At 57.8% G+C, this 26,265-nt stretch carries 28 protein-coding genes; 10 read left to right on the top strand and 18 right to left on the bottom strand.

Features of this window, described 5'->3' with window-relative positions; all coding sequences use genetic code 11:
- Positions 1-71 precede the first annotated feature (71 nt).
- A complete protein-coding gene (cobS, locus tag Q666_RS52945) occupies positions 72-944 on the bottom strand; it encodes an adenosylcobinamide-GDP ribazoletransferase (RefSeq protein WP_022999496.1) in 873 nt (290 codons plus the stop codon).
- Between the two features lie 106 nt (positions 945-1,050).
- Here cobS and cobT point away from each other — a divergent pair, with 106 nt between their 5' ends.
- The gene (gene cobT / locus Q666_RS52940) at positions 1,051-2,076 is read left to right on the top strand and encodes a nicotinate-nucleotide--dimethylbenzimidazole phosphoribosyltransferase (RefSeq protein WP_022999495.1); all 1,026 of its coding nucleotides are present in this window, start codon (positions 1,051-1,053) and stop codon (positions 2,074-2,076) included.
- 43 nt (positions 2,077-2,119) lie between these two features.
- Here the strand turns inward: cobT and Q666_RS52935 are convergent, their stop codons facing one another.
- Positions 2,120-3,676: a HAMP domain-containing sensor histidine kinase gene (locus tag Q666_RS52935; protein ID WP_022999494.1), complete on the bottom strand. Its 1,557-nt coding sequence runs from the start codon at positions 3,674-3,676 to the stop codon at positions 2,120-2,122.
- A 130-nt stretch (positions 3,677-3,806) separates the two neighbouring features.
- Here Q666_RS52935 and Q666_RS0133530 point away from each other — a divergent pair, with 130 nt between their 5' ends.
- Together Q666_RS0133530 and Q666_RS52930 are read left to right on the top strand one after the other, a co-directional pair.
- Positions 3,807-4,451 (top strand): uracil-DNA glycosylase family protein, encoded by a 645-nt coding sequence (locus Q666_RS0133530; protein ID WP_031268820.1) that lies wholly within the window; start codon positions 3,807-3,809, stop codon positions 4,449-4,451.
- A 158-nt stretch (positions 4,452-4,609) separates the two neighbouring features.
- Positions 4,610-5,101 carry an Lrp/AsnC family transcriptional regulator gene (locus Q666_RS52930; protein WP_031268819.1) on the top strand — a complete coding sequence of 164 codons (492 nt, stop codon included), beginning with the start codon at positions 4,610-4,612 and terminating at the stop codon, positions 5,099-5,101.
- Between the two features lie 66 nt (positions 5,102-5,167).
- On the opposite strand, the gene Q666_RS52925 is transcribed toward Q666_RS52930, so the two are convergent.
- The 3 genes from Q666_RS52925 to Q666_RS52915 all read right to left on the bottom strand — a co-directional run bounded on the left by Q666_RS52925 (position 5,168) and on the right by Q666_RS52915 (position 7,216).
- Complete coding sequence (locus Q666_RS52925) at positions 5,168-5,578, bottom strand: VOC family protein (RefSeq protein ID WP_022999491.1); 411 nt, start codon at positions 5,576-5,578, stop codon at positions 5,168-5,170.
- Between the two features lie 66 nt (positions 5,579-5,644).
- Positions 5,645-6,508: a helix-turn-helix domain-containing protein gene (locus tag Q666_RS52920; protein WP_051990150.1), complete on the bottom strand. Its 864-nt coding sequence runs from the start codon at positions 6,506-6,508 to the stop codon at positions 5,645-5,647.
- A gap of 54 nt (positions 6,509-6,562) precedes the next feature.
- Positions 6,563-7,216 carry a TetR/AcrR family transcriptional regulator gene (locus Q666_RS52915; protein WP_022999489.1) on the bottom strand — a complete coding sequence of 218 codons (654 nt, stop codon included), beginning with the start codon at positions 7,214-7,216 and terminating at the stop codon, positions 6,563-6,565.
- A 169-nt stretch (positions 7,217-7,385) separates the two neighbouring features.
- Between Q666_RS52915 and Q666_RS52910 the strand changes: the two genes are divergently transcribed.
- The 4 genes from Q666_RS52910 (at position 7,386) to Q666_RS52895 (ending at position 12,484) form a co-directional block, all read left to right on the top strand.
- Positions 7,386-9,422, top strand: coding sequence for an NADH:flavin oxidoreductase (locus tag Q666_RS52910; protein ID WP_022999488.1), 2,037 nt, complete (start codon positions 7,386-7,388; stop codon positions 9,420-9,422).
- 148 nt (positions 9,423-9,570) lie between these two features.
- On the top strand, positions 9,571-10,806 hold the full coding sequence (locus tag Q666_RS52905; RefSeq protein ID WP_031268817.1) for an aromatic ring-hydroxylating dioxygenase subunit alpha: 1,236 nt from the start codon (positions 9,571-9,573) through the stop codon (positions 10,804-10,806).
- 4 nt (positions 10,807-10,810) lie between these two features.
- Positions 10,811-11,884, top strand: coding sequence for a hybrid-cluster NAD(P)-dependent oxidoreductase (locus Q666_RS52900; protein WP_022999486.1), 1,074 nt, complete (start codon positions 10,811-10,813; stop codon positions 11,882-11,884).
- Between the two features lie 99 nt (positions 11,885-11,983).
- The gene (locus tag Q666_RS52895) at positions 11,984-12,484 is read left to right on the top strand and encodes a DUF302 domain-containing protein (RefSeq protein ID WP_022999485.1); all 501 of its coding nucleotides are present in this window, start codon (positions 11,984-11,986) and stop codon (positions 12,482-12,484) included.
- A 35-nt stretch (positions 12,485-12,519) separates the two neighbouring features.
- On the opposite strand, the gene Q666_RS52890 is transcribed toward Q666_RS52895, so the two are convergent.
- From Q666_RS52890 to Q666_RS66240, 3 genes are all read right to left on the bottom strand, one after another.
- Entirely contained in the window at positions 12,520-13,230 is a 711-nt protein-coding gene (locus tag Q666_RS52890; protein ID WP_022999484.1) for a DNA alkylation repair protein, read from the bottom strand.
- Positions 13,231-13,242: 12 nt separating this feature from the next.
- Entirely contained in the window at positions 13,243-14,124 is an 882-nt protein-coding gene (locus Q666_RS52885) for an NAD(P)-dependent oxidoreductase (protein ID WP_022999483.1), read from the bottom strand.
- A gap of 97 nt (positions 14,125-14,221) precedes the next feature.
- Entirely contained in the window at positions 14,222-14,374 is a 153-nt protein-coding gene (locus Q666_RS66240; protein WP_022999482.1) for a hypothetical protein, read from the bottom strand.
- Positions 14,375-14,474: 100 nt separating this feature from the next.
- Between Q666_RS66240 and Q666_RS52880 the strand changes: the two genes are divergently transcribed.
- Positions 14,475-15,365: a LysR substrate-binding domain-containing protein gene (locus Q666_RS52880; RefSeq protein ID WP_022999481.1), complete on the top strand. Its 891-nt coding sequence runs from the start codon at positions 14,475-14,477 to the stop codon at positions 15,363-15,365.
- 12 nt (positions 15,366-15,377) lie between these two features.
- On the opposite strand, the gene Q666_RS52875 is transcribed toward Q666_RS52880, so the two are convergent.
- The 5 genes from Q666_RS52875 to Q666_RS52855 all read right to left on the bottom strand — a co-directional run bounded on the left by Q666_RS52875 (position 15,378) and on the right by Q666_RS52855 (position 19,863).
- Positions 15,378-16,544, bottom strand: a complete 1,167-nt coding sequence (locus Q666_RS52875) for a PLP-dependent aspartate aminotransferase family protein (RefSeq protein WP_022999480.1) — start codon at positions 16,542-16,544, stop codon at positions 15,378-15,380.
- Between the two features lie 197 nt (positions 16,545-16,741).
- Positions 16,742-17,569, bottom strand: coding sequence for an ABC transporter permease (locus Q666_RS52870; RefSeq protein ID WP_022999479.1), 828 nt, complete (start codon positions 17,567-17,569; stop codon positions 16,742-16,744).
- Positions 17,566-18,279 (bottom strand): ABC transporter permease, encoded by a 714-nt coding sequence (locus tag Q666_RS52865; RefSeq protein WP_031268816.1) that lies wholly within the window; start codon positions 18,277-18,279, stop codon positions 17,566-17,568. Before Q666_RS52865 ends, Q666_RS52870 begins: the two co-directional genes overlap by 4 nt.
- A gap of 129 nt (positions 18,280-18,408) precedes the next feature.
- Positions 18,409-19,185, bottom strand: coding sequence for an ABC transporter substrate-binding protein (locus Q666_RS52860; protein WP_031268815.1), 777 nt, complete (start codon positions 19,183-19,185; stop codon positions 18,409-18,411).
- Between the two features lie 264 nt (positions 19,186-19,449).
- Positions 19,450-19,863 (bottom strand): hypothetical protein, encoded by a 414-nt coding sequence (locus Q666_RS52855; RefSeq protein WP_022999476.1) that lies wholly within the window; start codon positions 19,861-19,863, stop codon positions 19,450-19,452.
- Between the two features lie 186 nt (positions 19,864-20,049).
- On the opposite strand from Q666_RS52855, the gene Q666_RS52850 reads away from it, so the two are divergent.
- A complete protein-coding gene (locus Q666_RS52850; RefSeq protein ID WP_022999475.1) occupies positions 20,050-20,691 on the top strand; it encodes a glutathione S-transferase family protein in 642 nt (213 codons plus the stop codon).
- Between the two features lie 37 nt (positions 20,692-20,728).
- Here Q666_RS52850 and Q666_RS52845 read toward each other — a convergent pair whose 3' ends face one another.
- The gene (locus tag Q666_RS52845; RefSeq protein WP_022999474.1) at positions 20,729-21,712 is read right to left on the bottom strand and encodes a LysR family transcriptional regulator; all 984 of its coding nucleotides are present in this window, start codon (positions 21,710-21,712) and stop codon (positions 20,729-20,731) included.
- Positions 21,713-21,889: 177 nt separating this feature from the next.
- On the opposite strand from Q666_RS52845, the gene Q666_RS52840 reads away from it, so the two are divergent.
- The gene (locus Q666_RS52840; RefSeq protein ID WP_022999473.1) at positions 21,890-22,885 is read left to right on the top strand and encodes an MBL fold metallo-hydrolase; all 996 of its coding nucleotides are present in this window, start codon (positions 21,890-21,892) and stop codon (positions 22,883-22,885) included.
- 36 nt (positions 22,886-22,921) lie between these two features.
- On the opposite strand, the gene glp is transcribed toward Q666_RS52840, so the two are convergent.
- From glp to fdhD, 4 genes are read right to left on the bottom strand one after another with little or no spacing between them, the layout of a single operon-like run.
- Positions 22,922-24,199, bottom strand: coding sequence for a gephyrin-like molybdotransferase Glp (gene glp / locus Q666_RS52835; RefSeq protein WP_022999472.1), 1,278 nt, complete (start codon positions 24,197-24,199; stop codon positions 22,922-22,924).
- Positions 24,196-24,717: a molybdopterin-guanine dinucleotide biosynthesis protein B gene (mobB, locus tag Q666_RS52830; protein ID WP_022999471.1), complete on the bottom strand. Its 522-nt coding sequence runs from the start codon at positions 24,715-24,717 to the stop codon at positions 24,196-24,198. Before mobB ends, glp begins: the two co-directional genes overlap by 4 nt.
- Positions 24,714-25,367, bottom strand: a complete 654-nt coding sequence (gene mobA, locus Q666_RS52825) for a molybdenum cofactor guanylyltransferase MobA (protein WP_031268813.1) — start codon at positions 25,365-25,367, stop codon at positions 24,714-24,716. The genes mobB and mobA overlap by 4 nt, the downstream gene beginning before the upstream one ends.
- The gene (gene fdhD / locus Q666_RS52820; protein ID WP_035908935.1) at positions 25,364-26,242 is read right to left on the bottom strand and encodes a formate dehydrogenase accessory sulfurtransferase FdhD; all 879 of its coding nucleotides are present in this window, start codon (positions 26,240-26,242) and stop codon (positions 25,364-25,366) included. Before fdhD ends, mobA begins: the two co-directional genes overlap by 4 nt.
- Positions 26,243-26,265: the final 23 nt, after the last annotated feature.

Raw genomic sequence — 26,265 nt, 5'->3', positions numbered from 1 at the left:
CTTCTCGTCTAACTGAATTGCCCGATACTGACATGTGAGCCATTCCCGCCACCAAGGCATCTACCCGCTACTCACGGCACCATAAGCATCCCTGCAAGAAAGCCAAGAGCGGTGAGTTGTTGAACTGCGCCTAAAACATCGCCAGTAGCTCCGCCAATCTTGGAAACGGCAAGCCGGCCGGTCGCATGTGCTGCGGCGGTGGCGATGGCAAGAGCCAATAGCAAGGCCGGCAGGGAGAGCAGGAAGAACGCAGGCAGCATCACGGGCAACGTCACAAGAAAAGCTTGTTGCACGGTTGACCGGGAAGGTTTTCCAAAGCGGGCACCGAGCCCTTCAGGTCTTGCTGATGGCAGACATTGCCACTGCCAGACAAGCAGCATCCGGCTGAGGGCTTCTCCCGCCAGAAAAAGCAGCGCTGCATCAGCCGGCCCGAATTTTTGCCATAGCGCTGCAAGCAGGACGGTGCGCAGAAATACCGAGATCATCAGGGCGAGAGCCCCAAAAGCTCCAATGCGGCTGTCCTTCATGATGTCGAGCCGTCTTTCGCGGGTTGCACCGCCGAAGAAGCCGTCGGCTACGTCGCTCAAGCCATCTTCGTGAAGGGCTCCGGTCGTTGCCGCAAGAACCGCGGTCAGGAGAACTGCAACGGCCAGAAGTGGCAGTTGAGTAAAACCGAGCGCAACTCCAACGCCGGCCGCGGGCAGGGCAATGATTGCGCCTGCCAGAGGCGCTGCACGGGCGATCCGAACAAAATCCGGCGGGGACATCGGGTTGTCTTCGGTGTTGACTGCAGGCAGGGGAAGCCGGGAGAAGAATCGTACGCAAGCTGCGGTGTCCGCGGCGAGTGCCTTGCCCCCGTGCAGCCAGACCTGGTGTCGATCCCAGGTTTTTCTGGACCGCGTTTCAGCCTGTGAATCAGGCCCTTGGTCGGTTTCAGAGCTCATCAGGCCGGTCCCGTGCTTGAGTTTTTATCGGGCGAAGTTATAGAACAGCGGCTAAGCGAGACCAAGTGGCCGCTCGACGGCCGCGAACAACCGGAACCCAAATAACATGTCCCTCTCCGAGACCGCGCTGCCCTTTGACGATATCCGTAATCTGGTGAAATCCATGCCGGGGCCGGACGAGGAAGCGCTCGCGAGGGTGAAGGCCCGGGATGCGGAGTTGACCAAACCTGCCGGTTCGCTCGGAAGGCTTGAGGAAATTGCCGAATGGCTGGCCGCATGGTCCGGCAAGGCTCCGCCCAAGATCACGCGGCCGATGGTCGGCATCTTCGCGACCGCCCATGGGGTTGCGGATGAAGGCGTGTCCGCATTTCCGAGTGCGGTCAACCGGCAGATGGTCGAGAACTTCGCGGCTGGCGGCGCTGCAATCAATCAGATCTGCCGGGCTTATGACATCGGCCTGAAGGTGTTCGACCTGGCGGTCGACATGCCGACCCCCAGCATCACGCGGGAAGACGCGATGGACGAAGCCAATTGCGCTGCGACCATGGCATACGGCATGGAAGCGCTTGCCGGCGGGATTGACCTGATCTGTCTTGGCGAAATGGGGATCGGCAACACCACAGTCGCTGCTGCGGTTATCAATGCGCTGTTCGGCGGCAAGGCTGAAGACTGGATCGGGCGCGGCACCGGTGTTGACGACGAGGGCCTTGCCCGCAAGCGCGAAGCTGTCGAAAAAGCGGTTGCTCGACTGAACGGCGAACGTGATCCGCTGGAGATCCTGCGTCGCATCGGTGGCCGCGAGATTGCAGCCATGACCGGCCTCATCATTGCCGCACGCCTGCAGCGCGTTCCGGTGATTGTCGATGGCTTTGTCACGACGGCTGCTGCCGCTGTTGTCTATGCGATGGACCCGGCCGGTCTCGACCACTGCCTCTTCGCCCATGTTTCGGCAGAGCAGGCCCATGCGAAGGTGCTCGAGCACATGAGCAAGGATGCGCTGCTCGATTTTGGCATGCGTCTGGGGGAAGGCTCCGGTGCAGCTCTCGCTGCAGGTATTGCCAAGGCAGCCGCCGAAATGCACTCCGGCATGGCCACCTTTGCGGACGCCGGTGTGTCCGAAAAAGACGACTGAAGCTCTTTCAGGAATTGAAGCGGCCTGAAACCGCTGATGCGGATCAGGCCGATCTTGCCTTGCCGGACGGTACGCCGCTGTCCTTGTCGTTCGGGTCCACCCAGATGACATCCGGCGAATAGTTCATGATCCTGGCTCTCGGCAGGGTGACGATCACCTCCGTGCCTTCGCCGGGCCTGGACTTCAGCGAGAACTTGCCGTCGTGCATGTTGATCAGCGCCTGGACGATGGACAGGCCAAGACCGGTCCCCGGTTCTGCCGTCTTGATGGCATGAGACCCCTGACCGAAAGCTTCCAGCACCGTCGGAATTTCGTCTTCCGGAATGCCGGGGCCCGTATCCTTTATCGAGACGTATTGTCCGCCATCTGACGTTGGTCCGACCTTGATCCAGACTTCGCCGTTCACCGGTGTGAACTTCACGGCGTTGGACAGGAGGTTGAGCACCACCTGACGCAGGGCTCGCTCGTCCGCCCAAACGCGCGGCAGGTCAGGCTCGTGGGTGTGGTGAAGCGAAATCGTCTTGGCCTTCGCCCGAACCTTCATCATGGTTCCGCATTCCTCGACGATATCGTCCAGGAAGATCGGTTCCTCATGCAATTCGTGCCGACCGGCTTCGATGCGGGACAGGTCCAGAATTTCGTTGATCAGGTTGAGCAGGTGTTGTCCCGAGCCGTGAATGTCTTCGGCATAGGACTGGTAGTTCTTGTTGTGCATCTTGCCGAGCACTTCATCCTTCATGATTTCGGAAAATCCGAGGATGGCGTTGAGCGGTGTCCGCAGTTCATGGCTCATCGTGGCCAGGAAGCGGGACTTGGCAAGGTTGGCAGCTTCTGCGCGGCGACGTGCTTCGTCGGACATCGCGTTCGCAGTTTCCAACTCGGCGATCAGGTGATCCTTGTCGGCCCGGTATTCCAGCATGGTGTTGGCGTTCTTCAGAAGCTGGTTGCCCAGGATCAGGAAGAAACCCTGCGCGCCGATCGCCATGGCGGCGAGCGTATAGTGGATCGGGTTCACCTGCTGCAGGAAGCTGACGGTGACGATCAGTGTCATGGGCAAGGTGCTGGCAAGCAGGCATTTCGGCAGGGTGGCCGACTGCATCGTGTTCATGGCAACCACGATCAGCAGCGTCGCGAAATGAAAGATGACAAATCCGTCGCCGGATTCACTGGTCTGAGGCAGCAAAAAGAAGCTGGCCCAGCTGCAGCCGTAGACGAAGTCACCAAAGGCGAACCTGCGCCGCCAGTAGATGCGGGCTTTCTGGTCGGACGGAGCCTTCTCGTAGGAATGGCTGGTGATCACCATCATGAAGTGGGTGCAAAGCGTCGCCGTAAACCAGGCGCCGATGAAGAGCGGGTTGATCCACAGAACGGAGATCGCGGCAACGATCAGGGCGAGAAGGGGGACCGCGTAGGCAGCGTTGATGCGGGTGTCGGCAAACAGATGCTGCCGTTCCAGATCGAAAGACGTGTACCAGTTTTCAGGCGTACCAAGGCGGCTGCGCACATCGTTGGCCGAGCGCGCCATCTCACGACGGCGCTTGGCGCGCTGTTCGTTGATGGTGACTTTGTCGTCGCCGGTTTCTGACGCAACCGATGCCATTTGCTGCCCAAAGTTTTGATTTTGTTATCGCGCTGCCGCGTGTTTATTCAACCTGACTCACCATTCCTTAAGATCGTCCTCAAGATCGTGGTAAGGGAAGTGTTAACAGGCTGTGCCAAGGTGCAACTCATTGTCAGAAAAGACGAATTCGAAAACACTCGACAGACTTGCGGCTGACGTTCGGTCGTGCCGCATCTGCGTTGAGAAACCTGAAAAGTCGGCATTGCCGCATGAGCCCAGGCCAGTTCTGCAAGTGTCTGGAACAGCAAGGCTTTGTGTCTGCGGACAAGCGCCAGGCACACGCGTTCACCAGAGCGGCAGACCGTTCACCGATCCCTCAGGTGACCGGTTGAGAAACTGGATGGGCATCGACGAGGATATTTTCTACGACGCCGGTAAACTGGCCATCGTGCCGATGGGGTTTTGTTTTCCTGGACTGGACGCAAAAGGGGGCGATCTGCCGCCGCGCGCCGAATGCCGCAAGGCCTGGCATGACCGCTTGTTTGCCGCCATGCCGCAGATCGAACTGGTGCTGGTTATCGGCCAATACGCCCAAGCCTATCATCTCGGTTCAAACCGCCAGAAATCCCTTACCGAGACAGTGTCGAACTGGCGTCAGCATTTCGCTCGGCAGATGGACGGCAAACCGGCGGTCCTGCCGTTGCCGCATCCTTCCTGGCGCAACAACGCGTGGCTGAGAAAGAACCCGTGGTTTGAAACCGAGCTGCTGCCGGTTCTGAGAGGCGAGGTTCAGCGCCTTACAATGGTGCAGTAATTTCTGGAATTCGAAAATAATTCTCATTTCGGTGAGAATTGACATTTTCATTGAAACTCCGTTACGAGTTTTTATCTTCAATGAAAATGATTTCCCAACATGTTGCGGTCTGCGCGGTCGGGAATCTCTGTTGCTCCTGGGCGGATCTTGAATTCATGATTGATCGTATCGACCGTCGTATCCTGTCCATTCTCCAGGAAGATTGTACCGTTCCGGTGGCTGAAATCGGCCGCAGGGTGGGGCTGTCGACCACGCCGTGCTGGCGGCGCATCCAGAAAATGGAAGAAGACGGGGTCATCACCGGCCGCGTCGCCTTGCTGGACCCGGCAAAGGTCAATGCGAAGGTAACGGCCTTCGTCGCCATTACCACGAGCCAGCACTCCGAAGACTGGCTGAAGAAATTCGCCGATGTCATCCGGGAGTTTCCCGAAGTGGTCGAATTCTACAGGATGGCAGGTCAGGTCGACTATCTGCTGCGTGTCGCCGTGCCGGACATCGAGGCCTATGACGCCTTTTACAAGAAGCTGATTTCCCGGATCGACATCTCGGATGTCTCGACCACCTTCGCCATGGAGCAGATCAAGAACACCACGGCCTTGCCGCTCAGCTATGTTGCCCCGGAAAAACCTAAACCCGACCGGGACAAGTGAACTGGCCGGCAACACGTTCCGTTCCGGCCAGCGAACTCCTCAGGTGCATTCATTCTTCTGGTTGGTTCACGTGGACGTTTTGGGCCAATAGGTGCCGATGCTCCAGATGTTTCCTTCAGGATCCTGGCAAATGAATTCCCGGCTGCCGTAGTCCCGGTTCGTCAACCCCTCCAGGATTGTCGCCCCAGCAGCAGTGGCGCGGTCGAACAGTTTGTCGGCATTCTCCACCGCCAGATAGATCGCCTTGCCGCAAGGGCCGTCCGGATGCCCGATGATCTTTGCAAAAGCGTCGTCGCGGGCCTGACCGACCATGATCATGGCTGATCCGAAAGCCAGCTCTGCATGCACCACAGTGCCGTGGTCGTCCCGGTGCACTTCGTGTTCGACAAACCCGAATGAATCTGCGAGCCACTTGATCATCGCATTGGCATTGCCGAACCGGAAAACGGGATAAATTCTGCTTGCTTCATGAGACATGTCGTACCTCCTTTGATGAAGGAGGTGATAGCTCTTCGCGATTTTGCGGGATTGAAGTTTTGTTACCTACCAGGTGTTGGCAGTGCCATTCAGCAGCCGTGCGCGCCAGGCTTCCGGTGACTGACCGGAAAACTCGGAAAAGTCCCGAATGAGATGGGCCTGATCGGCGTAACCACAATCGACCGCCAAACCGGCCCAATCGATGTCGCAGCAGTTCTGAGCATGTTTGAGCACCTTGCCGAAGCGGATCACCCGGGCAACCGTCTTGGGTCGAAGGCCGATATCCTTCCGAAATTTTTGTGCCAGGTGCTTTCGGCTCCAGCCAATCTCCTTAGCCAACGATGTGACTGAGACCTGGCCTCCGGTTTCAAGTAGCCGTCGCAACACATGGTCCGCCGGGGTCAGTTGGACGGTGTCTTGCCGTAGGCGTTTGATGACGTAGGCAAGGGCAAGATCAAGCCGCGCATTCCAGCTTGTCAGATCCTCGATCCGGCGGACAAATTCAGCCAGTTCCGGTTCCGCGACATCGGCAAACGGCAACATCTGGTCCGTCAGCAGGTCCATTGGGAACCGGAAAAAATGACGGGCACCGACGGGAGTAAAGTTGATCTGCAGGCATTTGGCACGGCCATTTGACTGAATGAAAACCGGAGAACTACTGAGCCCAGCCAGAAAGGTGGGACGCTCATTTTCAGCGGTTGGATGCTGACCGAGTGCGATTTCAAACGGATCGCCGAAACTCAGGATGAGCGGAATGGTCAGCGAGGCGGTTTCAACCTGCCTGTTCGTCTGCGGGTTTCGCTCTTCGTAGCCGATGATGTCGGTGAAAAGGCTGCGCAAGTCCGGCGGTGCTGTCCGGCGCCAGAAACCGGCATCAATGCCGGGGGGAACTGAGGAGGAGGGGGGTGAGGCGTCTTGCGAGGTGGTCATGATCCTTCCTTGTCGGGGCAGGATAGGTTCAACTCGGGTCGTGGTCACCCATAATCATTCAGTCTTACCGGGACCCAGCGGATGGCGCGCGCGAAATCTGGCGAATTCGGCATCGGATACGGTTTTCCCGGTAAAGATTTCGATGTAGTGGGGCATGCGCTGAAGCCTGGGGCCAAGCGGCTCGCTCGGCCGATCCTTGACGATGGAAATATAGCCGATCTGCGTCAGATACATGGTGTTGGCTCTCACGTCGGCCGAGGCGTGTTCATAGCCAAAACGTTCGAACATCGCGGTAAAAGCCTCGATCCGCACCCGGTCGGCTTCTTCCAGCATGGGCGTCAGGTCCGGATCCGCGTGTGCCCAGTTGCGCATTGCAAATTCCAGCCGGGAATCGAACAACTCCGGCAGCAGCCACAAATCGAAAAGGTTCAGGATCGCCTCGGTGATTGTCTCCGCGTAATCCTCGGTCCGTTTGACCAGATTGCCGGTGTTTTTCGTTTGCCACTGGGTGATCAAGGCGTCGAGCAGGTCGTTCCGGTCTGAGAAATGGCCATAGAAACTGGTGCGCGACAGACCGAGCCTGTCGGCCAGGGGCATCACCTTGACGGCATCAATGCCATGTTCAATCAGCGCCTGATAGGCAGCTTCGATCCAGATTTCACGCGTGCCGCGCCAACCGGACGTTTTTTCGATCAATAGGTCGCTCATGTGCTTGCGATAACAAAGCACCGGCGTACCGGCAATCAAAATTGACACCAATGTCGACAAAAGCGACACCTATGTCGCTTTTCAGACTTTTCAAAGATGATCGGTGGGAATTAATCTTTGCAAACCTGAGGAAATCCGTGACGCGGTGGAATGCCCGGAGAGGAAAGAGATGTCGAAAGATCCGTTGTTGCAGCCCTATCAGCTGAAACATTTGACGCTGAAAAACCGGATCATGATCACGTCGCACGAGCCTGCCTATCCTGAGGATGGCATGCCGAAGGACCGGTATCGCGCCTATCACGAGGTCCGGGCAAAGGCCGGTGTCGCACTGACCATGACCGCCGGCTCCGCGGCCGTCTCTCGCAACTCGCCGCCCGTCTTCAACAATATCCTTGCCTACAAGGACGAAGTCGTGCCGTGGATCAAGCGGCTCACGGATGCCTGCCACGAACACGATTGTGCGGTGATGATCCAGCTGACCCATCTTGGTCGCCGAACACACTGGAACAAGGGGGACTGGTTACCCGCGGTTTCGTCCAGCCATGAACGTGAAGCGGCGCACCGGGCCTTTCCCAAGCAAGTCGAAGAGTGGGACATCGCCCGCATCATAGCCGACTATGCCGACGCGGCTGAACGCATGAAGGCCGGCGGAATGGATGGCATAGAGCTGCAGGCCTACGGTCACCTGATGGACCAGTTCTGGTCGCCGGTCACCAACACGCTGGATGGGCCGTACGGTGGTTCACTGGAAAACCGGATGCGCTTTTCACTCGAAGTCATCGAGGCGGTTCGGCAGAGGGTTGGTGACGACTTCATTCTGGGCATCCGTTTTACCGCGGACGAGGATCTGGACGGAGGCATCACGGAAGACGAAGGTCTTGAAATTGCCCGTCGCCTGAAGGCTACGGGACAGGTCGACTTCCTCAATGTCATTCGGGGCCACATCGACACTGATCCGGGGCTCACCGACGTGATTCCCGTCCAGGGCATGCGCAACGCCCCGCATCTGGATTTCGCCGGCCGCATCAAGAAGGAAGTCGGCATGCCGACCTTCCATGCAGCCAAGATCCCCGATGTTGCAACAGCACGCCATGCGATCGCCGAAGGGCTTCTGGACATGGTCGGCATGACGCGGGCACATATGGCCGACCCGATGGTGGTCAGGAAAATTGCCGAAAAGCGGGAAGGGGATATCCGCCCCTGTGTGGGAGCAACCTATTGTCTCGACCGCATCTATCAGGCTGGTGATGCACTTTGCATCCACAACCCGGCAACCGGTCGGGAATTGACCATGCCCCACGAGATCCCACTCGCGGACACGAAAAAGAAGGTGGTCGTCGTTGGCGCAGGGCCCGCCGGCATGGAAGCGGCGCGCGTTGCAGGCGAACGGGGGCACGATGTGATCGTGTTCGAGGCAGCGCCACATGCCGGTGGTCAGGTCCGGCTGACAGCGCAATCCGAGCGCAGGCGCGAAATGATCTCCATAATCGACTGGCGAATGGACCAGTGCCTGGCGAAAGACGTGAAGTTCCGTTTCAACACTTTTGCAGAAGCAGAAGATATCGCAGGAGAAAACCCGGATGTGGTGATCGTCGCAACAGGAGGCTTGCCGCATACGGAAGTCCTGAGCGAAGGCAATGATCTTGTTGTCTCTGCCTGGGATATCATTGCTGGTGACGTCAAGCCGGGCAAACGTGTTCTCGTCTACGACGATGCCGGTGATCATCCCGCACTTCAGGCGGCCGAGATGATCGCAAAATCCGGCGCTCACGTGGAGATCATGACGCCGGACAGGTCCTTCGCCCCGGATGTCATGGCAATGAACCTGGTGCCTTACATGCGATCGCTGCAGGACAAGGACGTTCGTTTCACGGTCACCTACCGCCTGAAAGCTGCAAAGCGTTCCGGGAACTTGATCACCGCTGTTGTCGGAACAGACTATTCCAGCCACACGGAAGAGCGGGAATTCGACCAAATCGTCGTCAATCACGGTACTATACCGATGGACGAACTCTATTTCGAGCTGAAGTCGATGTCGAAAAACCTTGGTGCAGTTCAGCAAGAAGCGTTGATTTTTGGCCGCCCGCAGCCTCTCGAGGCCAACCCGGATGGCACATTCGCGCTTTTCCGCATCGGCGATGCGGTTGCGGCTCGCAACACCCATGCGGCAATCTATGATGCGTTACGTTTGGTCAAGGACATTTGACGTGATGCTGCACCGCACGCGGAAAATTTGGGCAGCGTCTTACATGGATAACCAAATGACGCTTTTGCGCTACGGCGGTGGGGTCGGGTGGGCCTAACGTTCCCGGCAAGGACAGGCCGGGAGACTCGGCCAAAGAGGATGTGTCACCATGTTCAGCGATGCGGAAATTCTATCACTTCTGATGGGCCGACGAGCCGGGTATTCTTTGCCCCAGGCCTTCTACACCGATGCCGACGTCTACCAGGCGGACCTGAAGAACATCTGGCAGAAGGAATGGATTTTCGCCATTCCGTCTGCCGAGCTGCCGAAGTCGGGAAATTACGTCACGCTTCAGATCGGTGATTACAACATCATCATCGTGCGTGGAGCCGACGGTGTCATTCGCTCATTCCACAATTCCTGCCGTCACCGCGGCAGCCGCATTTGTGCAGCATCCAAAGGTTCGGCGCCCAAGCTGGTCTGTCCGTACCACCAGTGGACCTACGAACTCGACGGCAAGCTTCTGTGGGCGCGTGAAATGGGGCCGGAGTTCAAGCCGGAAAACCATGGACTGAAGACCGTACACTGCGTGACCGTTTCAGGCATGGTGTTCATCTGCCTTGCTGCCGTTGCTCCCGACACCACGGAACTGGAAAAGCAGGCTGAACGCTATCTCGGCCCGCACGACCTTTCCAACCTCAAGGTTGCCCACCAGTCGACCATCGTCGAGCAGGGCAACTGGAAGCTTGTTCTGGAGAACAACCGCGAGTGCTATCACTGCTCCGGGTCGCATCCGTCGCTATGCCGGACATTCCCGGACGATCCCAACCTCGTCGGTGGTGACGATTCAACCTCTTCCAACGTCGGCAAGGCGCATGTGGAACGTTGCGAAGGCGCAGGGCTTCCGTCCAGGTTCCTGATTTCGCCGTCCGAGCAATGGCGTTTCGTGCGCATTCCGTTCCTGGGAGATGCGGTCAGCTACACCATGGATGGCAAGGCAGCCGTTTCCAAGCGTATCGGGTCCGTGCCCTTCGACAACGCGGGGTCTTGCCTGTTCTTCCATTATCCGAACACCTGGAACCACTTCCTGTCCGACCAGGTGCTGACATTCCGCGTTCTGCCGATCAGTCCCATGGAAACCGAGGTGACAACCACCTGGCTGGTGCACAAGGACGCTCAGGAAGGGGTCGACTACGACCTCAAGCGGCTGACGGAAGTCTGGGTACACACCAACGATGAGGATCGTCAGATCGTTGAGGAAAACCAGATCGGCATCAAGTCGCCGGCCTATGAACCGGGGCCGTATTCTCCGGCTCAGGAAAGCGGCGTCATCCAGTTCGTCGACTGGTACGCCCGAACCCTGGAAAACGGTCTGATGGGCCGTTTCCGTGTCGCGGCGGAGTAGTACGATGATCCCGATGCCCGGACGCGATACGCCGGTCTGGTCCGACAGTGAAGTTCTGGAATGCGTGAGTGTTCTGCCCGAGGCGCCGGGGGTGAAAACCTTCACCTTCCGTCCGCCATCAGGCGCGACTTTCGTCTATCGGGCAGGCCAGTTCATCACGCTCGATCTCCCGGTGCCTGGCGGAAACGTTCAACGCACCTATACGATTTCCTCTTCGCCGGTGACCAACGCCTATATCTCCGTAACGGTAAAGGTCCAGCAGGACAGCGTCGGTACGAAATGGATGCTGGAGAACCTTGTTCCCGGCATGCAGATCAAGGCTTATGGACCGGCTGGACTGTTCCATCTGCCGCGCAATCCGGACAACAAGTACCTGTTCATTTCAGCCGGCTCCGGCGTTACGCCCATGATGTCGATGGCGACGACGCTCTTCGAGCGCGGTGAGGATCCGGACATTTGTTTCATCCAGTGCGCAACGCGGCCTGTTGATCTGATCTTCCGCAAGCGGCTTGAGTACATGGCGAGCCGCGTGAACGGTTTGCAACTGCACTTCGTCGTCACGAAGAGCGATCCTTACGAGGTCTGGACCGGTTATCGCGGGCACTTCAACCAGCTGATGCTGGGCCTGATGTGCAACGACTATCTGGAGCGCGAAGTCTATTGCTGCGGCCCCGAAGGATTCATGGAATCCGTGCGCGAAATCCTGAACTCGCTCGGTTTCAACATGGAAAACTATTTCCAGGAAAGCTTCCAGGCGCCGGCAGAAACCAAGGCTGAACTGACAGAGTTCGATGACGTCGTACCTCAGGATGACGTGCAGGCCCAGATCGTCTTTGCCAACTCCAAGGTGTCTTCGTGGTGTTCGGAAACCGACACGGTTCTGGCCGTTGCAAAGGATGCAGGGCTCAATATCCCGTCGGGCTGTACGTTCGGTGTGTGTGGCACCTGCAAGGTGAAGAAACTTTCCGGTGAAGTTCACATGGTCCACTCCGGTGGCATCAGCGATGAAGATATCGAGGCCGGTTTCATTCTGGCGTGCTGCTCCAATCCGATCGGTACAGTCGAGGTCGATATCTGAGCCGGAGATAGTCGAGGAAATATTCAAAATTTGCGATGTATCAATGGCGCGGGCATGAAGAGCGGAGTATTCTGGTCTTCATGCTCGGGAGGACGTCGCATGTTTGAAAGTTTCAGGAAGCCGTTTCGGATCGCAATTGCTTTTGTGGGCCTCGCAGCTTGCGGCACCGGAGCCGTCAGCGCCCAGACAATTCCGGAAGGCGTTACCGCCTACCAGGTTTCAGCGGCCTTTGATGATGTGCGTTTCGATGTTGAAAATGCCATCGTCAATCATGGCCTGGTCATCGATTACGTCTCACACATAGGCGACATGCTGGACCGCACATCACAAGATGTCGGTGGTCAGAAGCAGATCTTCGTCAAGGCGCAGGCCATGTTGTTCTGCTCTGCCAATCTCTCGCGCAAGGTGATGGAGGCTGACGCTGCGAACATCGCCTATTGCCCCTATTCGGTATTCGTCTACGAAACTCCGGACCAGCCTGGCACCGTAACAGTCGGATATCGTCATCTCGGCGAAACAGGCTCTGAGGAATCCAAGGCGGCTATCGGTGAAGTGAATGCCTTGCTGGATGCCATCGCCAAGGAAGCGGCAGGTCAGTAAGCGGCAGTCGATAATAGATCGACAGCAACATTTGACTAGATGTCTGCAGCCTTGTTGAGGCGGTTCAGAACCTTCTCGGACGAAAGCTCCCAGGCAGCCGCATTGCCGACCTTGCGGGCTGTCCGGTTTTCGGATGTTGCCAGGTCTTCGGCAATCGCGAGAGCGGCGCCATGCAGAGGCAAGGAGCGTTTGCCGATTTGGCGGAGGGCCCAGTGCACCGCTTTCCAGACAAAGTTTCGCTCGTCCGTGGCAGCAGCGCGGATCAAGGGAAAGTAGTCTAGAAACTCGGTTTCGGGCGCTGTCTTGGCGTGGACGGCGCGCCAGGCGATCAGTGCAAAGGCGGCCCGCCGGACGAATTCGCGTTCGTCTGCGGCAAGTGCCGGAACCAGTTCATTTGAACCGGCACGACGGGCCAGAACATTCATGAGCTGATCGCACAGATCCCAGGAATTGATGTCGTTCAGCCATTGAAGGGCGAGCTCGGGTGCCAGGTGCCTGGGTGGGGTCAGAAGGATTGCCAAGAGCCGCGCTTCGTGAAAGCCGCTGGCCCAGAGTTCCCGTGCAAGGTCCGGGGAAGGGCCTATGGATCTGGCCAACGGTCGCAGCGCAGAGAGTGGAACGCCGAAGGCCCGATCTGTTTCGATGCCGAACCGCGCCATTCCAGCACGGTTCGGCTCCGTTCCCGCTTCACGCAGATCGTTCAATACGTTTTCAAGCGTGAAGGTCGTGTCCGGGACTTGGGGCATATGGGTGCCCGTTTATGACTTGTCGGCATTTTCCAGGCGGGCAATCAGGCTGGACGTATCCCAACGTTTGCCACCCATGGCCTGAACTTCGGCATAGAACTGATCGACCAGCGCCGTAACAGGCAGGCGGGCACCGGTATCATTTGCGGTCTTCAGGCAGATGCCGAGATCCTTGCGCATCCAGTCGACCGCAAAGCCATAGTCAAACTTGCCGGCATTCATGGTCTCCCACCGGTTTTCCATCTGCCAGGATTGGGCAGCCCCGCCTTTAATTGCGGAGATGACCTTGGCGACGTCGAGATCCGCTTTCTTGGCAAAGTGGATGGCTTCGGAGAGGCCCTGCACCAGGCCGGCAATGCAGATCTGGTTGACCATCTTGGTCAATTGCCCTGCGCCGCTTTCTCCCATCAGACCGACGAATTTTGCGAAGCATTCGATGACCGGCTTGGCCTTGTCGAAAGCATCCTGATCTCCGCCGCACATTACTGTCAGGACGCCGTTTTCGGCACCTGCCTGGCCACCGGAAACCGGAGCATCGATGAAGCCGCAGCCCTTGTCCTTGGCCGCTGCATAAAGTTCACGGGCAACTTCGGCAGACGCGGTGGTGTTGTCGACAAAAATCGCGCCTTCTTTCAATCCATGAAAGGCACCATCTTCGCCGGTCGTCACGGAGCGCAGATCATCGTCGTTTCCGACGCAGGAAAAGACGAAGTCGCAACCTTCAGCTGCTTCCTTCGGGGTCTTGGCGAAGTTGCCGCCATATTCGGCAGCCCATTTCTCGGCCTTCGCAGTCGTGCGGTTATAGACCGTGACGTCGTGCCCACCCTTGGTTTTCAGGTATCCGGCCATCGGATATCCCATGACGCCCAGACCGATAAATGCAACCTTTGCCATGACGACGCTCCCTTCGCATGCGAAGGCCCGGCACGAGCCGGGCCTTTAATTGAACTGGTTCATCATGGTTTTAGGCCATTTGCCTCGTGCTGTCAGCTTAGATCCAATAGGGCCCGCGCTGCCAGAGCCGCAAATGACGTTCCCGCTTCGCCGACTGGGCGTCCAGGTGCCGCTGGGTGCGCGGATCCGGACGGGTGTTGCTGGAGAACCGGGTTGCTTCCAGGAAGCTACGTGCGTAAATATCAAACATATTCTTACATCCTCTCGCTGCGTTGTGTGAGAGTAATGTGGCTGTTTACGGCTGCTGATGCCAGTCAGGAAGATTTTCAAAATGTAAGGTGAAATTACATATGGATTGGCGATCTCTCCCATCCCTGAACAGTCTGAGAACCTTTACTGCCGTTGCCGAGACCTGCAGTCTCTCGGCCGCGGGAAGAGAATTGAACGTCACTCACGCGGCCGTCAGTCAACAGGTCAAGGCTCTGGAGCAGTTTCTGGGGTTGAAACTGATTGTCCGTGAGGGCAGGGGCATTGCATTGACCCCTGAAGGCAAGCAGCTCTTTGAAGGTCTGAGCGAAGGCTTTGAAATCATCAGGGAGACAGTCGATGAATTGACGCGGGAAGATCTGGTCCGTCCGCTCAACATCACCATGACGCCGTCCTTTGCCATAAGTTGGCTGATGCCGCGGATTAGCGATTTCCGGCACAAGCATCCCGACATCGAACTGATGCTCAATCCGACGGCCGAAGTGGTTGAACTCAGACCTGGCGGCGTCGACCTGGCGATCCGTTTCGGCAAGGGCAACTGGACAGGGCTTGAATCGGAACTGTTCATCCCGACGAATTTTGCGGTGATCGGTGCCAATTGCCTGATCGGAGACAAGAAGATCGAAAGCCCTGAAGATCTTCTGGAGTTTCCCTGGTTGCAGGAATACGGCACCAACGAATTGACCATCTGGCTGGAGCGCCAGGGCGTCGTGCCCAAGGGCAAGCTCAACATCACCCATTTGCCCGGCTATATGGTGCTGGAAGGGTTGCGGCGGGGCGATGGTATTTCGGCCACCGCCAAGACCTTTGTCGAGCCTGAAATCGAGGCGGGTAACCTCAGGGTCCTATTTGAAGACGGCGTTTATCCGGGGACGGGATACCATCTGGTAACCCGCCCCGGTGTCAACCGTCCACCACTCAAGGCCTTCATGAGCTGGCTCAGGGCCATGCGCGCCGAACAGCTCGCCGATTAGCCTGGGCAGACGTCAGATTGCAGTGAGGGCCTGCTCCATGTCCGCAATCAGGTCGTCGCAATGCTCGATGCCGATGGACAGCCGCAACAGGTTCTCCGGAATGCCGGAGCCTTCGCCCTCGATGGTGAAACGATGCTCGACAAGACTCTCGGTGCCGCCGAGGGAGGTTGCTCGCTGGAACAGGTCAAGCGCACCGGTGACATTCAGGGTGGCCGTTTTGTTGCCCTTGACCTGAATGGACATGAGCGAGCCAAAACCGCCGGTCATCTGGCTTTTTGCAAGTTCGTGATGAGGGTGGCTCTTGACGCCGGGATAAAGCACGGCTTCCACTTTCGGGTGTTTTTCGAAGTGTTCCGCGAAAACCTGTGCCGATCTATTCATGCGCTCCACACGCAAGGCAAGTGTCCTGAGGCCCCGGAGCAAAAGCCAGGTTTCGAATGAGCCGAGCACGGCGCCGGCCAACTTGCGTTCCTCGGTCAGAAACGCCCAGGCTTCGCTGCCGGCATTGTCGGTTGTGACGACGCCACCCAGAAGGTCTGAATGACCGTTGAGGGCCTTGGTCGCCGAATGCATCACCAGGTCCGCTCCGAGCGACAGAGGCTTGAGGATCAGTGGCGTAGCGGCGGTCGCATCGACGGCAAGCAGGGCGTCCGCCTGTTTGCACTGGTTGGCGATGTTCTTGATGTCGGCGACCTTCAAGAACGGATTGCTGGGCACTTCAAGCCAGACAAGATCCGGGCGAGTGACGGCTATTTCGTCCTGGAAGGACTGAAGGTCGCTTGCATCAGCTTCTACGAGGGCAATGTTGTTGCGTGCACACATCTTGCGCAGGAACAACGTGGTCCCCCAGTAAATGCCGGACTGGGCAAGCAGTGTGCCGCCTGGCTTGACGATGCGGGCGACAGCAGCGACAGCAGCCATGCCGGATGCAAACAGCCGACTGTCTTCTCCCCCTTCAAGAGCGGCGATCAGTTTTTCGGTCTTCTTGAAAAGCGCATTGTCGTCACGGCTGTAGATATGACCCGGGTTGACCAGCTCATAGGTTTCGTCACGCACGAATGTGGTAGCAGTCTGTATCGGCGGCACGATGGCGCCTGTTGCCGCATCAAAACCGCCACCACCATGGGCCAGCAGGCTGTCGAGGTGAAGGCCATGGGCAATGGAGGGCGTTTTCGGCATGGGAGAGCTCCGTGAATGGGGGTCCCTTCGGGTTATCGCCGTCTGCTTCGATAATCAAATGAAATCAATCCATTTGGGAGAGCGGTGCCGACTTGCCTCCAAAGGAATATCGAGAAGGCGAAGGCGGGAAAGGTCACAGAAAAACGGGCCGGAACTTGAAAAGTCCGGCCCAATTAATTCGAACGCTGAAAGTCTGCTCAGCGTATCAGGTGCCGCGTCAGGCGTGCTTCGATTTTGTCCCACAGACGGCGCAGCATCTCTACCAGGAACAGATAGATCACCGCTGCCCAGATGTAGGCCTGGAAATCATACGATCTCGAGTAGGCCCGTCTGGTTTCTCCAAACAGATCGAACACCGTCACGATTGCCGCAATGGCGGAACCCTTGAGCATGAGAATGATCTCGTTGCCATAGGGGCGCAGGGCAACGATCAGCGCCTGCGGCAGGATGATCTTGAAGAAGGTAATCTGCTTGTTGAGGCCGAGAGCAGCAGCCCCTTCCCACTGACCTCTGGGCACGTTTTGAATGGCACCGCGCAGGATTTCGGCCTGATACGCGGAGGTGTTCAGTGAAAACGCGAAGATCACGCAGAACCAGGCTTCCCGGAAAAGACCCCACAGGCCGACTGCCTCCAGCTGTGCCTGGAAGGTGCCTGCGCCATAGTAGACGAGGAAGGTCTGTGCCAGCAGCGGTGTGCCGCGGAAGAAATAGACGAAGCAATAGGCAGGCTTCGATAAAAGCCACCATTTCGACGCCCGTGCAGCTGCGATGGGCACGCTCAGCACCGCACCTATCAGCAACGACAGGCCGACGATCTGAAGGGTGACCAGAAAACCGCTGAGGTACTCGGGCCAATACTTCAGCACGAAAGGACTGGCGACGTTTATCGCCAGATAGTAGAGCAGCCAGGCACCGGAGACGATCCAGAGCGCCATGAGGACATGGCCGAGAATTCGCGTCTTGGTCCAGCCACGGGGCGGTGCGGGCGGCCGTTTCAGGCCTGTGGCGGGGTTTGCGGAGATCATCGTGCCGTATCTCCGCGTTTGCTCCAGCGCTCGATACGCACGAGACCGGTGGACGATATCATTGCCAGGACCAGGTAGATCAGGCAGGCGATGCCAAAGAACATGAAGGGTTCCTTGGTCACCCTTGCGGCGATCCCTGACTGGCGCATGACGTCAGACAAGCCGACCACCGAAACGAGCGAGGTGTCCTTGAGAAGGACGAGCCAGCTGTTTCCAAGTGCGGGCAGTGCGAGCCGGATCAATTGCGGCAGTACCACCAGTCGAAGGGTTTTGCCTTTCGACAGTCCAAGCGCATATCCGCCTTCGTATTGTCCCTGCGGGATCCCGCGAAAGGCGGAAAGAAACGCTTCGGAAGCGTAGGAAGAAAAGACGAAGGACAGTGCGATGACACCGGCGACAAACGAATTGACTTCAAAATAGAAGTCGAAACCGGCCATCTTCAGCAAGACCTGTATCGCGATCTGTAGGCCGAAGTAGACCAGGAACAAGGTCAGCAGTTCCGGCAAGCCCCGGAAAAGAGTGGTGTAGATATTGGCCGCCAGGCGCAAGCTGGGTTCCGATGACTTTTTCGCAAGCGCAATCAGAAATCCCAGAAACAATCCGAACGGCAAAGTCACTATTGCCAGGCAGACGGTTACAACCACGCCCCAGGCAATTTCGTCTCCCCAACCCTCTGGTCCGAAGGAGAGTAGCGTCAAAGCTTCATTCATAAGCCGGCGCTTCTTTCTGTTTGTCGTTGTTATTCCGGCCGCCCCTCCGGCCGTACTGCGGGATTTTTCCCTGCAGGTGGTGCAGCGCACTGGGCGCGCTGCACCGGAATGCGATCAACTGGAGGCCAATCAGCCGCCGTAAACGTCGAACGTGAAGTACTTGTCGTTGATTTCCTTGTACTTGCCGTTCGCCAGGATGCCTTCGATGGCCTTGTTGAACATTTCCTTCAACTCGCCGTCGTCCTTGCGGATGGCAATGCCGGCGCCTTCACCGTTGATCACCGGATCCGGCGTCAGGGTGCCCAGCAGCTTGCAGCAGGCACCGTCATCGGTCGCCAGCCAATCGGACAGAACCACAACGTCGTCAATGACGGCATCGACACGGCCGCTGGCAACGTCGAGCTTGTATTCATCCGGCGTCGGATAAAGCTTCAGGTCTGCGGACGGCAGCTTTTCTTCGGCATAGTTGGAGTGGGTGGTGGAGGACTGTGCACCAAGTGCGACACCCTTGAGGTCTTCATCCGACGTACCGGTCAGAGCGGAATCCTTCGGCACGGCAATTGCCGGCGGGGTGTTGTAGTACTTGTTGGTGAAGTCGACCTTTTCCTTGCGCTCTTCGGTGATCGACATGGAAGCGATCACGGCGTCGAACTTGCCGGCCTGCAGGGCGGGGATCATGCCGTCCCAGTCCTGGGTAACGAATTCGCACTCGACTTTCATTTCTTCGCAGAGTGCCTTGGCAATATCGATGTCGAAACCTATCAGCTGGCCGTCTGCGGTCAGGGAGTTGAACGGAGGATAAGCGCCTTCGGTGCCGATACGCACCTTTGACCAGTCTTTCGCCTCAGCGCCACTCACGGCAGCCAGTACTGCTACTGCGGCCGCAGCCATACGCAATACACGCATATTTTGTTCCCCTAATATCTTCTTCGCGGCGCAAGCGGGTTCGTCCCGCCTTCTTGCCCGAGCGCTCTATTCCATACACTTCGGTTCAAATTTCAAGCATGCCTACGAAAAAAACACAGCGTGATTTCGCCGAATTTTCAATTTTTCCGGCATGTCGTTGGGGAAGCGTCAAGTCATTGTGGAAACCTGACTGTTCCCTGAGGCCTTTTCTTCGTGCTGTAGAAGCATGCCACCCTGAACCAAATGTCGGCCGAAGGGCAGAAATCAGGCCTTTGAGTCGGCTGTTGCCTCTGCTGCTTCAGCTTCCCGGGAAGCGTCGTGAACGTCGAGAACGGATTGCAGGGTAATCACCGGGCGGGAAAACGCATCCCCTGCATCTGCCCCACGATAGGGTGTCGGCGACACAACCGGCTGCTTTGTCAATTCGGCGATCTTTTCTTCGTGAACAGCCCTGTTTCTGGGGGAAAGGTTGTCCAGACCGAGTTCGGTCAGCCCGTGATCTTCAAGATACTTGTGCCGAATTCGCTCTTCTTCAGGCAGTTCACGCCACTCTGCATATTGTTCCGCAAGAATGCTGCGGAATTGCAGAAACCGGCTTTCGGTTTCGCTTGGCTGCTTTTGGAGCGCCTTGGCGGATTGCGGTGGCACGGAAGGCGTGGGCGGCAGAGCAGATGTCATCAGATCCTCTTTCTGGCTGCAAGCATTGTCAAATATGCAAGCAAAAATTGTGCCGAGAGGGGATATTAAAAACCCTGATGAATCTCATGAACTTATTGAATTTGAAGCTGGAAGCCGAACTTCCTAGGAAAAGACTACCCGGTGACACATGGTTATTTCTGCCGGGTTTCGGAAAAGGGCCCAGCAATGTCGGACTACGAACTTTTCATCGGAAACAAGAACTACTCCTCCTGGTCTTTCAGGCCGTGGATCGCTCTCAGGCACAAGGATATTCTCTTCCGGGAGACCCTGGTTCCTTTCGATTTCGAGAATGGAAATCCGGAATTCGCGGCATTTTCACCAAGCAGAAAAGTACCGGTGCTCAAGGATGGTACCCTGACGGTTTGGGACAGCCTGGCGATCCTGGAATATGTCGCCGACTGCTTTCCGGACAAAGGCCTGTGGCCAAAGGACAAGGCCAAACGCGCCTGGGCACGGTCCATCTCGGCGGAGATGCATTCCGGTTTTACCGCTCTTCGCAGCGAATGTTCCATGAACATGCAGCGCCCTGTCGCGGCAAAAGCCGTCAGCGACGCGGTTAAGGGTGAGGTCAACCGCATCGTGACCGTCTGGAAAGAATGCCTGGCATCATCAGGCGGTCCTTTCCTGTTTGGCGATTTCACGATTGCCGACGCCATGTATGCACCCGTCGTCAGCCGTTTCGAGACCTACCAGCTATCCAACGACCCTGTGGTGAGCAAATACAGCGAAGCCATGAAGGCAACCGAGGCCTGGAAAGTCTGGGAAGAGGCCGCACTCAAGGAAACCTGGGTCGTCGATACCGAGTGAGGTTCCTGTCAGCCCGGCGCCAGCCGCCGGGCGGCTATCAGGCCGTAACCGCGTCGCTGGCCAACGCAGTGTCCTCACGTTGCTGAAAATCACGGCTGCCTGAATCAGGTTTGCCAGCGTACTGGAATGCGCCTTCGTCTTCGAAGAAGCTATAAAGGCTGTCGACAAACCGGCGTACTTTCAGCGGAATGAACCGATTGGAAGGATAGACCGCATGGACCGGGTGCGGCGGGTATTGCCATTGTGGCAGCACCACTTCCAGGTCTCCCGTTCGCAGGTACGGCTCGATGAGCCAGCGATTGGAGAGCGCAATTCCGAGACCGGCGAGTGCCGCACGGCGCAGGGTCGAAGAGTTGTTGACCAGCATTGTCGGCGTGATCTTGATAGACAGCTTTTCACCGATCGGACTGATGAACGGAACCCGGTTCCCGGTCGCGATGTTCTTGTAAAGCAAGTAATCGTGATCGGGCAGCTCGTCGGGGTGGACAGGGCGTCCACGCTTGTTGAGATAGTCTGGTGATGCCACTAGGCAGCGCTGAGCAAGCCCCAGCCTTCGAACAATCAGCCGGTCGTCCTCGATCTCGCCCATGCGGATTGCCACATCGAGCCGTTGCTGGATGACATCGACAAACTGGTCGGACAACGACACATCCAGCAGGATGCCGGGGTGATCCTTCTTGAAGCGGATCAGGAAGTCCGAAAGGATTGTTTCCGCAAAGCCAAGAGGCAGCCCCACCGATAGCGGGCCGGACATCTGGGCCTCCTCGCTCTGAACCGAGCGGTCGGCCTCATCGAGGCGCTCCAGAATATCCCTTGCATAGGCATAATAGCGTTCCCCGGCTTCCGTCAGGCTGAGTTGACGTGTGGTCCGATTCAGCAGTCTGATGCCCAGATCGTCTTCAAGCGCCCGAACCTGCTGGCTGACGGCAGGTTGCGAGATGCCGAGAAGTTTTGCAGCTGCTGAGAAGCTGCCGAGATTGACAGCCTGCACAAAGCCGGAAAGGGAGGAAAGCTTGTCCATGGCGGCCCCAGTTGGAGAGCGAATGAGGAGCGACCTCATACATAAGCACGGGTTATGAGTAATATAAGATATTGGCCGCTTTAAAAACAAAGCCAATGAAACACTTTTAGGACTGCCGGACCGATCCAACGGTTCGAGCGTCAAAGTTTTCCATCAGGTCGAGCCGGGAGGCCAATTATGACCACTTCACAGATTTCCATTTCCAGACGTTCGCTGCTCGGTGCGGCTGCCGGGGCAGGGGCGCTCGCCGCTGCCGGTGGTGTCACTTTTCTTTCCGCACCCGCAGAGGCCGCTGTCGATCAGGCCGGAAAGCCGATGGCAGGTGCACTCCGCTACAAGGTCGGCGATCTTGAAATCACCGCCTTGCTCGACGGGTATCTCGATGTCACGCCGGAACTGGTGATCGGCTACGACGCATCAGAAGGTCAGCGCCTGAGAGATGCAGCCATGGTTGAAGGTGAGGCGTTGCGTATTCCCGTCAATGCCTACCTCGTCAACACCGGTGACCGGCTGATCCTTGTCGATGCCGGCACTGCGGATGCTCTGGGCCCGACCATGGGGCGTCTGCCGGATGCCTTGGCAGCCGCAGGTGTAGCGCCCGATCAGGTGGACGCGCTGTTGATCACCCACATGCATCCGGACCACCTCTTCGGCGTGATCGATGGTGACGGCAACAAGGTGTTCAAGAATGCGGAACTGATCCTCCCGGAGGTGGACAAGGCTTTCTGGTTCGATGATGCGGCAATGAACGGCGCTCCCGAGCAGTTCAAACCCTTCTTCCTCGGTGCACGCAAGGCTGCCGATGCCTACAAGGACAGCCAGACCCTGATTTCCGGCGACAAGGAAATCCTGTCCGGCATCCGGCCGATGGCTCTTCCGGGTCACACGCCTGGGCATACCGGCTATCTGTTCGACAGCAACGGCGAAACCCTCGTGATTGCGGGCGATATCGTCCATATGGCCGTCTATCAGTTCAACCGGCCGGACTGGGGTATCGGGTTCGACATTGATCCCGGGCAGGCAGTGTCGACACGCAAAACATTCCTGGACCAGGCCGCCGCCGACAAGTTGTTCTTTGCAGGCGCGCATATTCCGTTTCCCGGTATGGGCCGTGTTGCAAAGGACGGTGAGGGTTATCGCTTCGTCCCGGCCAACTGGCCCTACGCCTACTAACGAAGAAACTCTTTCTGGCCCGGCAACGCTGCCGGGTCAGCGCAGTCCGAACCCGGAGAAGGGCAGGAAGGACACCAGCTCACCCTTGCGGATCGAGGTCACGTCTTCAGGTATTTCGATAAGACCGTCGGCTTCGCGCAGGCCAGTGATCAGGCCGGAGCCGTCGCGCTGGAATTTATGCGCTGCAAGTGATCCGTCTGGACGAGGCTTCAGATAAGCACGGTAGAACTCTCGGCGGTCCGGCTTTTTCTTGGGAACTTCGAAGGCTGCCGGAACCTGAAAGGCCTGCGGTTCCAGAAATGCACCTCCGCCAAGAACGCTGAAGACCGGCCGTGCGTAGAGCAGAAAACAGACCATCGCGGCAACCGGGTTTCCCGGCAGTCCGAGGACAACGCAGGATCCGATATTTCCGAACATCATCGGGCGGCCAGGCTTGATAGCAAGCTGCCACATGTGGCGTTTTCCGATCTTGTCCAAAACCTTGAGCATGTGATCTTCCTCGCCGCGGCTTGCTCCGCCGGTGGTCAGGATCACGTCATGGCTGGCTGCTGCCGTCGAAAGCACCTCTTCAAGTGCGTCGGCGTCATCTTTCAGAATGCCCAGATCGTCGATCTCGACAGGCAGCGTTGCGCACAGGCTGCGCAGCAGAAAGTGGTTGGAATCGTAAACGTCTCCGAGCGTGATGAGATCGCCAGGCCGGCGCAGCTCGTCGCCTGTCGACACTAGGGCCACCTTCAGTTTCCGGTAAACGGAAACGTCTGCCTGTCCGGTGGACGCGATTGCCGCGATATCTTGCGGGCGCAAGCGCTGACCGGGGCTCAGCAGCGTCGTTCCCTCCGCCACGTCTTCTCCCGCCTTACGGCGGTTGGCACCCGTTTTCAGGCCTTGCGGCACGATCACGAAGTCCTGCCCATCCTGCTGGTGCGTTTCACAATCTTCCTGCATGGCGACCGTATCCGCACCGGGTGGCATCACCGCTCCAGTAAAGATCCGGGCTGCTGCCCATGGGCCAAGATCGGCGTTGCTCGCGTGCCCTGCAGCTATCCTCTGTTCCAGACGGAAGAAACCTCCGGCTTCCTCGAAATCGGCGTTGCGGAAGGCGTAACCGTCAACGGCCGAATTGTCGGCCAGTGGCACATTGCGGGGAGCGGTCACCGTATCTGCAAGGATGCGTTCGGCGGCATCCTGCAGGGGCACGGTTTCGGTCTCGGCAATGCAATGCAGCCGCTGTTTCAGGATCTCCAGCGCCTCGTGGTGGCGCAGGCGGTCCTTGTCGTGCAGGAAGCAGTCATCCAGAAGCTGTTTGCCGGTCATGTTGTCGACCTTTTCAGCCCGAGATGGGTCTCGATGAAATTCGCCATGGCGGCGATGTCATCCAGATGAAACACCGGCAATACCTCGTCCGGCAAATCGTGATCGGTTGCGATGGCCAGAATGTTCGGATCGGAGACTGCAAGGGGACCGCGTTCGCTTGCCTCGGTTCTGCGTGCCTCGATCTTCGGATGGGGTTCGCTCTTGTAGCCTTCGATGAGGATCAGGTCGCAGGGGGCAAGCCGCTCCAGAACGTCTTCCAACGGCGGCTCGTCTTCCTCTTTCAGTTCATGCATCAAGGCCCAACGGCGTCCGGACACCAGTGCAACTTCCACTGCACCTGCTTCGCGGTGCCGGAAACTGTCCGTGCCCGGCTTGTCGATATCGAAGCCGTGATGAGCATGCTTTACGGTCGAAACCTTCAGGCCCCGCGCGGTGAACTCGGCCACGAGGCTGGCCACGAGTTGTGTCTTGCCGGAATTCTTCCAGCCGGTGATGCCGAATACAGGGGTGGTGGTCATCTGGAATGTAAGCTCAGCGCGTCTCTGACAGTCGAAAGGTCATCAGGTTTGTTGGCATTGAAGAAGGGGTCCATCCCGCTGTCAGGATCCGCATCGAAGGCGACTTCGACACTGTCGTAACAGTCGACAAAGGCAAGCACCTTGCCTGTCTTGCCGGACTGCAGCCAGTCCTCGAGATCCGCTTTCAGGCTGACAGGCCAGAGGCCGAAGACAGGGTGGAGCTTGTCCGCTGAGGAGGCGAGGGCAATGACCGGTCTGTCGGCGGGGACTGCGGCACAGAACCGGCTGACAAGGCTGGTAGGGAAAAACGGCGTGTCACCGGCTACCGAAATCACATGGCTGATATCCGGTCGCTCGTTGTGAGCATAAGTCATGCCGGCCAGGACACCTGCCAGTGGCCCTGCAAAGTCGCCTACCGGATCAGCGGCAACAGGCAGCTGAAAGCGCGCAAACCGGCCAGGGTCACCATTGGCGTTCAGGATTATACCGTGCAGCTGTGGTTTCAGGCGGGCGAGGATCATATCAAGCATCGTCTTGCCACCAAGATCCATCAGGCTCTTGTCGCCGCCGCCCATTCTGCGGGATTGGCCGCCGGCAAGTACGCAACCAAGCACCTTGCTGCTCTCAAGGGTCTTCTTGTGTCTGGTCATTCTGCCGGGACGCTCCCTTTTCGGCGGGCCGTATGCGGCTCGTCTTCCGCGTCGCTTGCGGACATGTCGAACACGATCCTGTCGTAACCGGACAAGGCAACGAACCGCTTGCCGCGTGCGCGGCCGATCAGCGTAAGGCCGGCCTTGCGTGCGAGTTCGACGCCCCAGGCGGTAAACCCCGAGCGTGACACGAGGATCGGAATGCCCATCATCACGGTCTTGATGACCATTTCGGAGGTCAGTCTGCCAGTGGTATAGAAGATCTTGTCGTGCGCGGGGATGTCGTTCAGGACCATCCAACCTGCGATCTTGTCGACCGCATTGTGGCGGCCGACATCTTCCATGTAGACCAGCGCACGGTCTTTCTGGCACAGAACACAGCCATGGATCGCCCCCGCCTCCAGATAGAGGGAAGGCGTTGTATTGATGGTTTTGGTCAGCGCATAGAGCCAGGAAGTGTTGAGACGGGCGTCCTCGTCGAGTTGAACGGTATCGAAGCCGTCCATGACATCGCCGAAGACCGTGCCCTGGGCGCAGCCGGAGGTGCGCACCTTCTTCTTCAGCTTTTCCTCGAAATTGGTTTCGCGCTCGGTGCGAACCACCACAACATCCAGATCGTCGTCATGGTCGATGCCGGTGATGACATCGTCCTCGGCCAGCATGTTCTGGTTTTTCAGATAACCGACGGCGAGAAGGTCCGGATGATCGCCAATGGTCATCATGGTGACCACTTCCTGAGAATTCAGGTAGAGGGTCAAGGGTTTTTCCGTCACGACACGCGTTTCGACCGGCTGTCCGTCCTGATCGATACCGGTTACGGACGTCGAAAGACGCGAATCTTCCGGGTCGGGTTGCAGCACATATGAGCCTGACACAGGCAAACGACTCCATTTGCTTC

Origin of the sequence: Labrenzia sp. C1B70 (genome assembly GCF_000475395.1) — a bacterium.
In the GTDB taxonomy this organism is placed as follows: domain Bacteria; phylum Pseudomonadota; class Alphaproteobacteria; order Rhizobiales; family Stappiaceae; genus Roseibium; species Roseibium algicola.
This window is presented reverse-complemented; position numbering and strand designations above follow the sequence as displayed.

Bases quoted from the DNA above. Each gene is read 5' to 3' on its own strand.
- cobS (WP_022999496.1), bottom strand. From the start codon at position 944: ATGAGCTCTGAAACCGACCAAGGGCCTGATTCACAGGCTGAAACGCGG.
- cobT (WP_022999495.1), top strand. From the start codon at position 1,051: ATGTCCCTCTCCGAGACCGCGCTGCCCTTTGACGATATCCGTAATCTG.
- Q666_RS52935 (WP_022999494.1), bottom strand. From the start codon at position 3,676: ATGGCATCGGTTGCGTCAGAAACCGGCGACGACAAAGTCACCATCAAC.
- Q666_RS52925 (WP_022999491.1), bottom strand. From the start codon at position 5,578: ATGTCTCATGAAGCAAGCAGAATTTATCCCGTTTTCCGGTTCGGCAAT.
- Q666_RS52920 (WP_051990150.1), bottom strand. From the start codon at position 6,508: ATGACCACCTCGCAAGACGCCTCACCCCCCTCCTCCTCAGTTCCCCCC.
- Q666_RS52915 (WP_022999489.1), bottom strand. From the start codon at position 7,216: ATGAGCGACCTATTGATCGAAAAAACGTCCGGTTGGCGCGGCACGCGT.
- Q666_RS52910 (WP_022999488.1), top strand. From the start codon at position 7,386: ATGTCGAAAGATCCGTTGTTGCAGCCCTATCAGCTGAAACATTTGACG.
- Q666_RS52905 (WP_031268817.1), top strand. From the start codon at position 9,571: ATGTTCAGCGATGCGGAAATTCTATCACTTCTGATGGGCCGACGAGCC.
- Q666_RS52900 (WP_022999486.1), top strand. From the start codon at position 10,811: ATGATCCCGATGCCCGGACGCGATACGCCGGTCTGGTCCGACAGTGAA.
- Q666_RS52895 (WP_022999485.1), top strand. From the start codon at position 11,984: ATGTTTGAAAGTTTCAGGAAGCCGTTTCGGATCGCAATTGCTTTTGTG.
- Q666_RS52890 (WP_022999484.1), bottom strand. From the start codon at position 13,230: ATGCCCCAAGTCCCGGACACGACCTTCACGCTTGAAAACGTATTGAAC.
- Q666_RS52885 (WP_022999483.1), bottom strand. From the start codon at position 14,124: ATGGCAAAGGTTGCATTTATCGGTCTGGGCGTCATGGGATATCCGATG.
- Q666_RS66240 (WP_022999482.1), bottom strand. From the start codon at position 14,374: ATGTTTGATATTTACGCACGTAGCTTCCTGGAAGCAACCCGGTTCTCC.
- Q666_RS52880 (WP_022999481.1), top strand. From the start codon at position 14,475: ATGGATTGGCGATCTCTCCCATCCCTGAACAGTCTGAGAACCTTTACT.
- Q666_RS52875 (WP_022999480.1), bottom strand. From the start codon at position 16,544: ATGCCGAAAACGCCCTCCATTGCCCATGGCCTTCACCTCGACAGCCTG.
- Q666_RS52870 (WP_022999479.1), bottom strand. From the start codon at position 17,569: ATGATCTCCGCAAACCCCGCCACAGGCCTGAAACGGCCGCCCGCACCG.
- Q666_RS52865 (WP_031268816.1), bottom strand. From the start codon at position 18,279: ATGAATGAAGCTTTGACGCTACTCTCCTTCGGACCAGAGGGTTGGGGA.
- Q666_RS52860 (WP_031268815.1), bottom strand. From the start codon at position 19,185: ATGCGTGTATTGCGTATGGCTGCGGCCGCAGTAGCAGTACTGGCTGCC.
- Q666_RS52855 (WP_022999476.1), bottom strand. From the start codon at position 19,863: ATGACATCTGCTCTGCCGCCCACGCCTTCCGTGCCACCGCAATCCGCC.
- Q666_RS52850 (WP_022999475.1), top strand. From the start codon at position 20,050: ATGTCGGACTACGAACTTTTCATCGGAAACAAGAACTACTCCTCCTGG.
- Q666_RS52845 (WP_022999474.1), bottom strand. From the start codon at position 21,712: ATGGACAAGCTTTCCTCCCTTTCCGGCTTTGTGCAGGCTGTCAATCTC.
- Q666_RS52840 (WP_022999473.1), top strand. From the start codon at position 21,890: ATGACCACTTCACAGATTTCCATTTCCAGACGTTCGCTGCTCGGTGCG.
- glp (WP_022999472.1), bottom strand. From the start codon at position 24,199: ATGACCGGCAAACAGCTTCTGGATGACTGCTTCCTGCACGACAAGGAC.
- mobB (WP_022999471.1), bottom strand. From the start codon at position 24,717: ATGACCACCACCCCTGTATTCGGCATCACCGGCTGGAAGAATTCCGGC.
- mobA (WP_031268813.1), bottom strand. From the start codon at position 25,367: ATGACCAGACACAAGAAGACCCTTGAGAGCAGCAAGGTGCTTGGTTGC.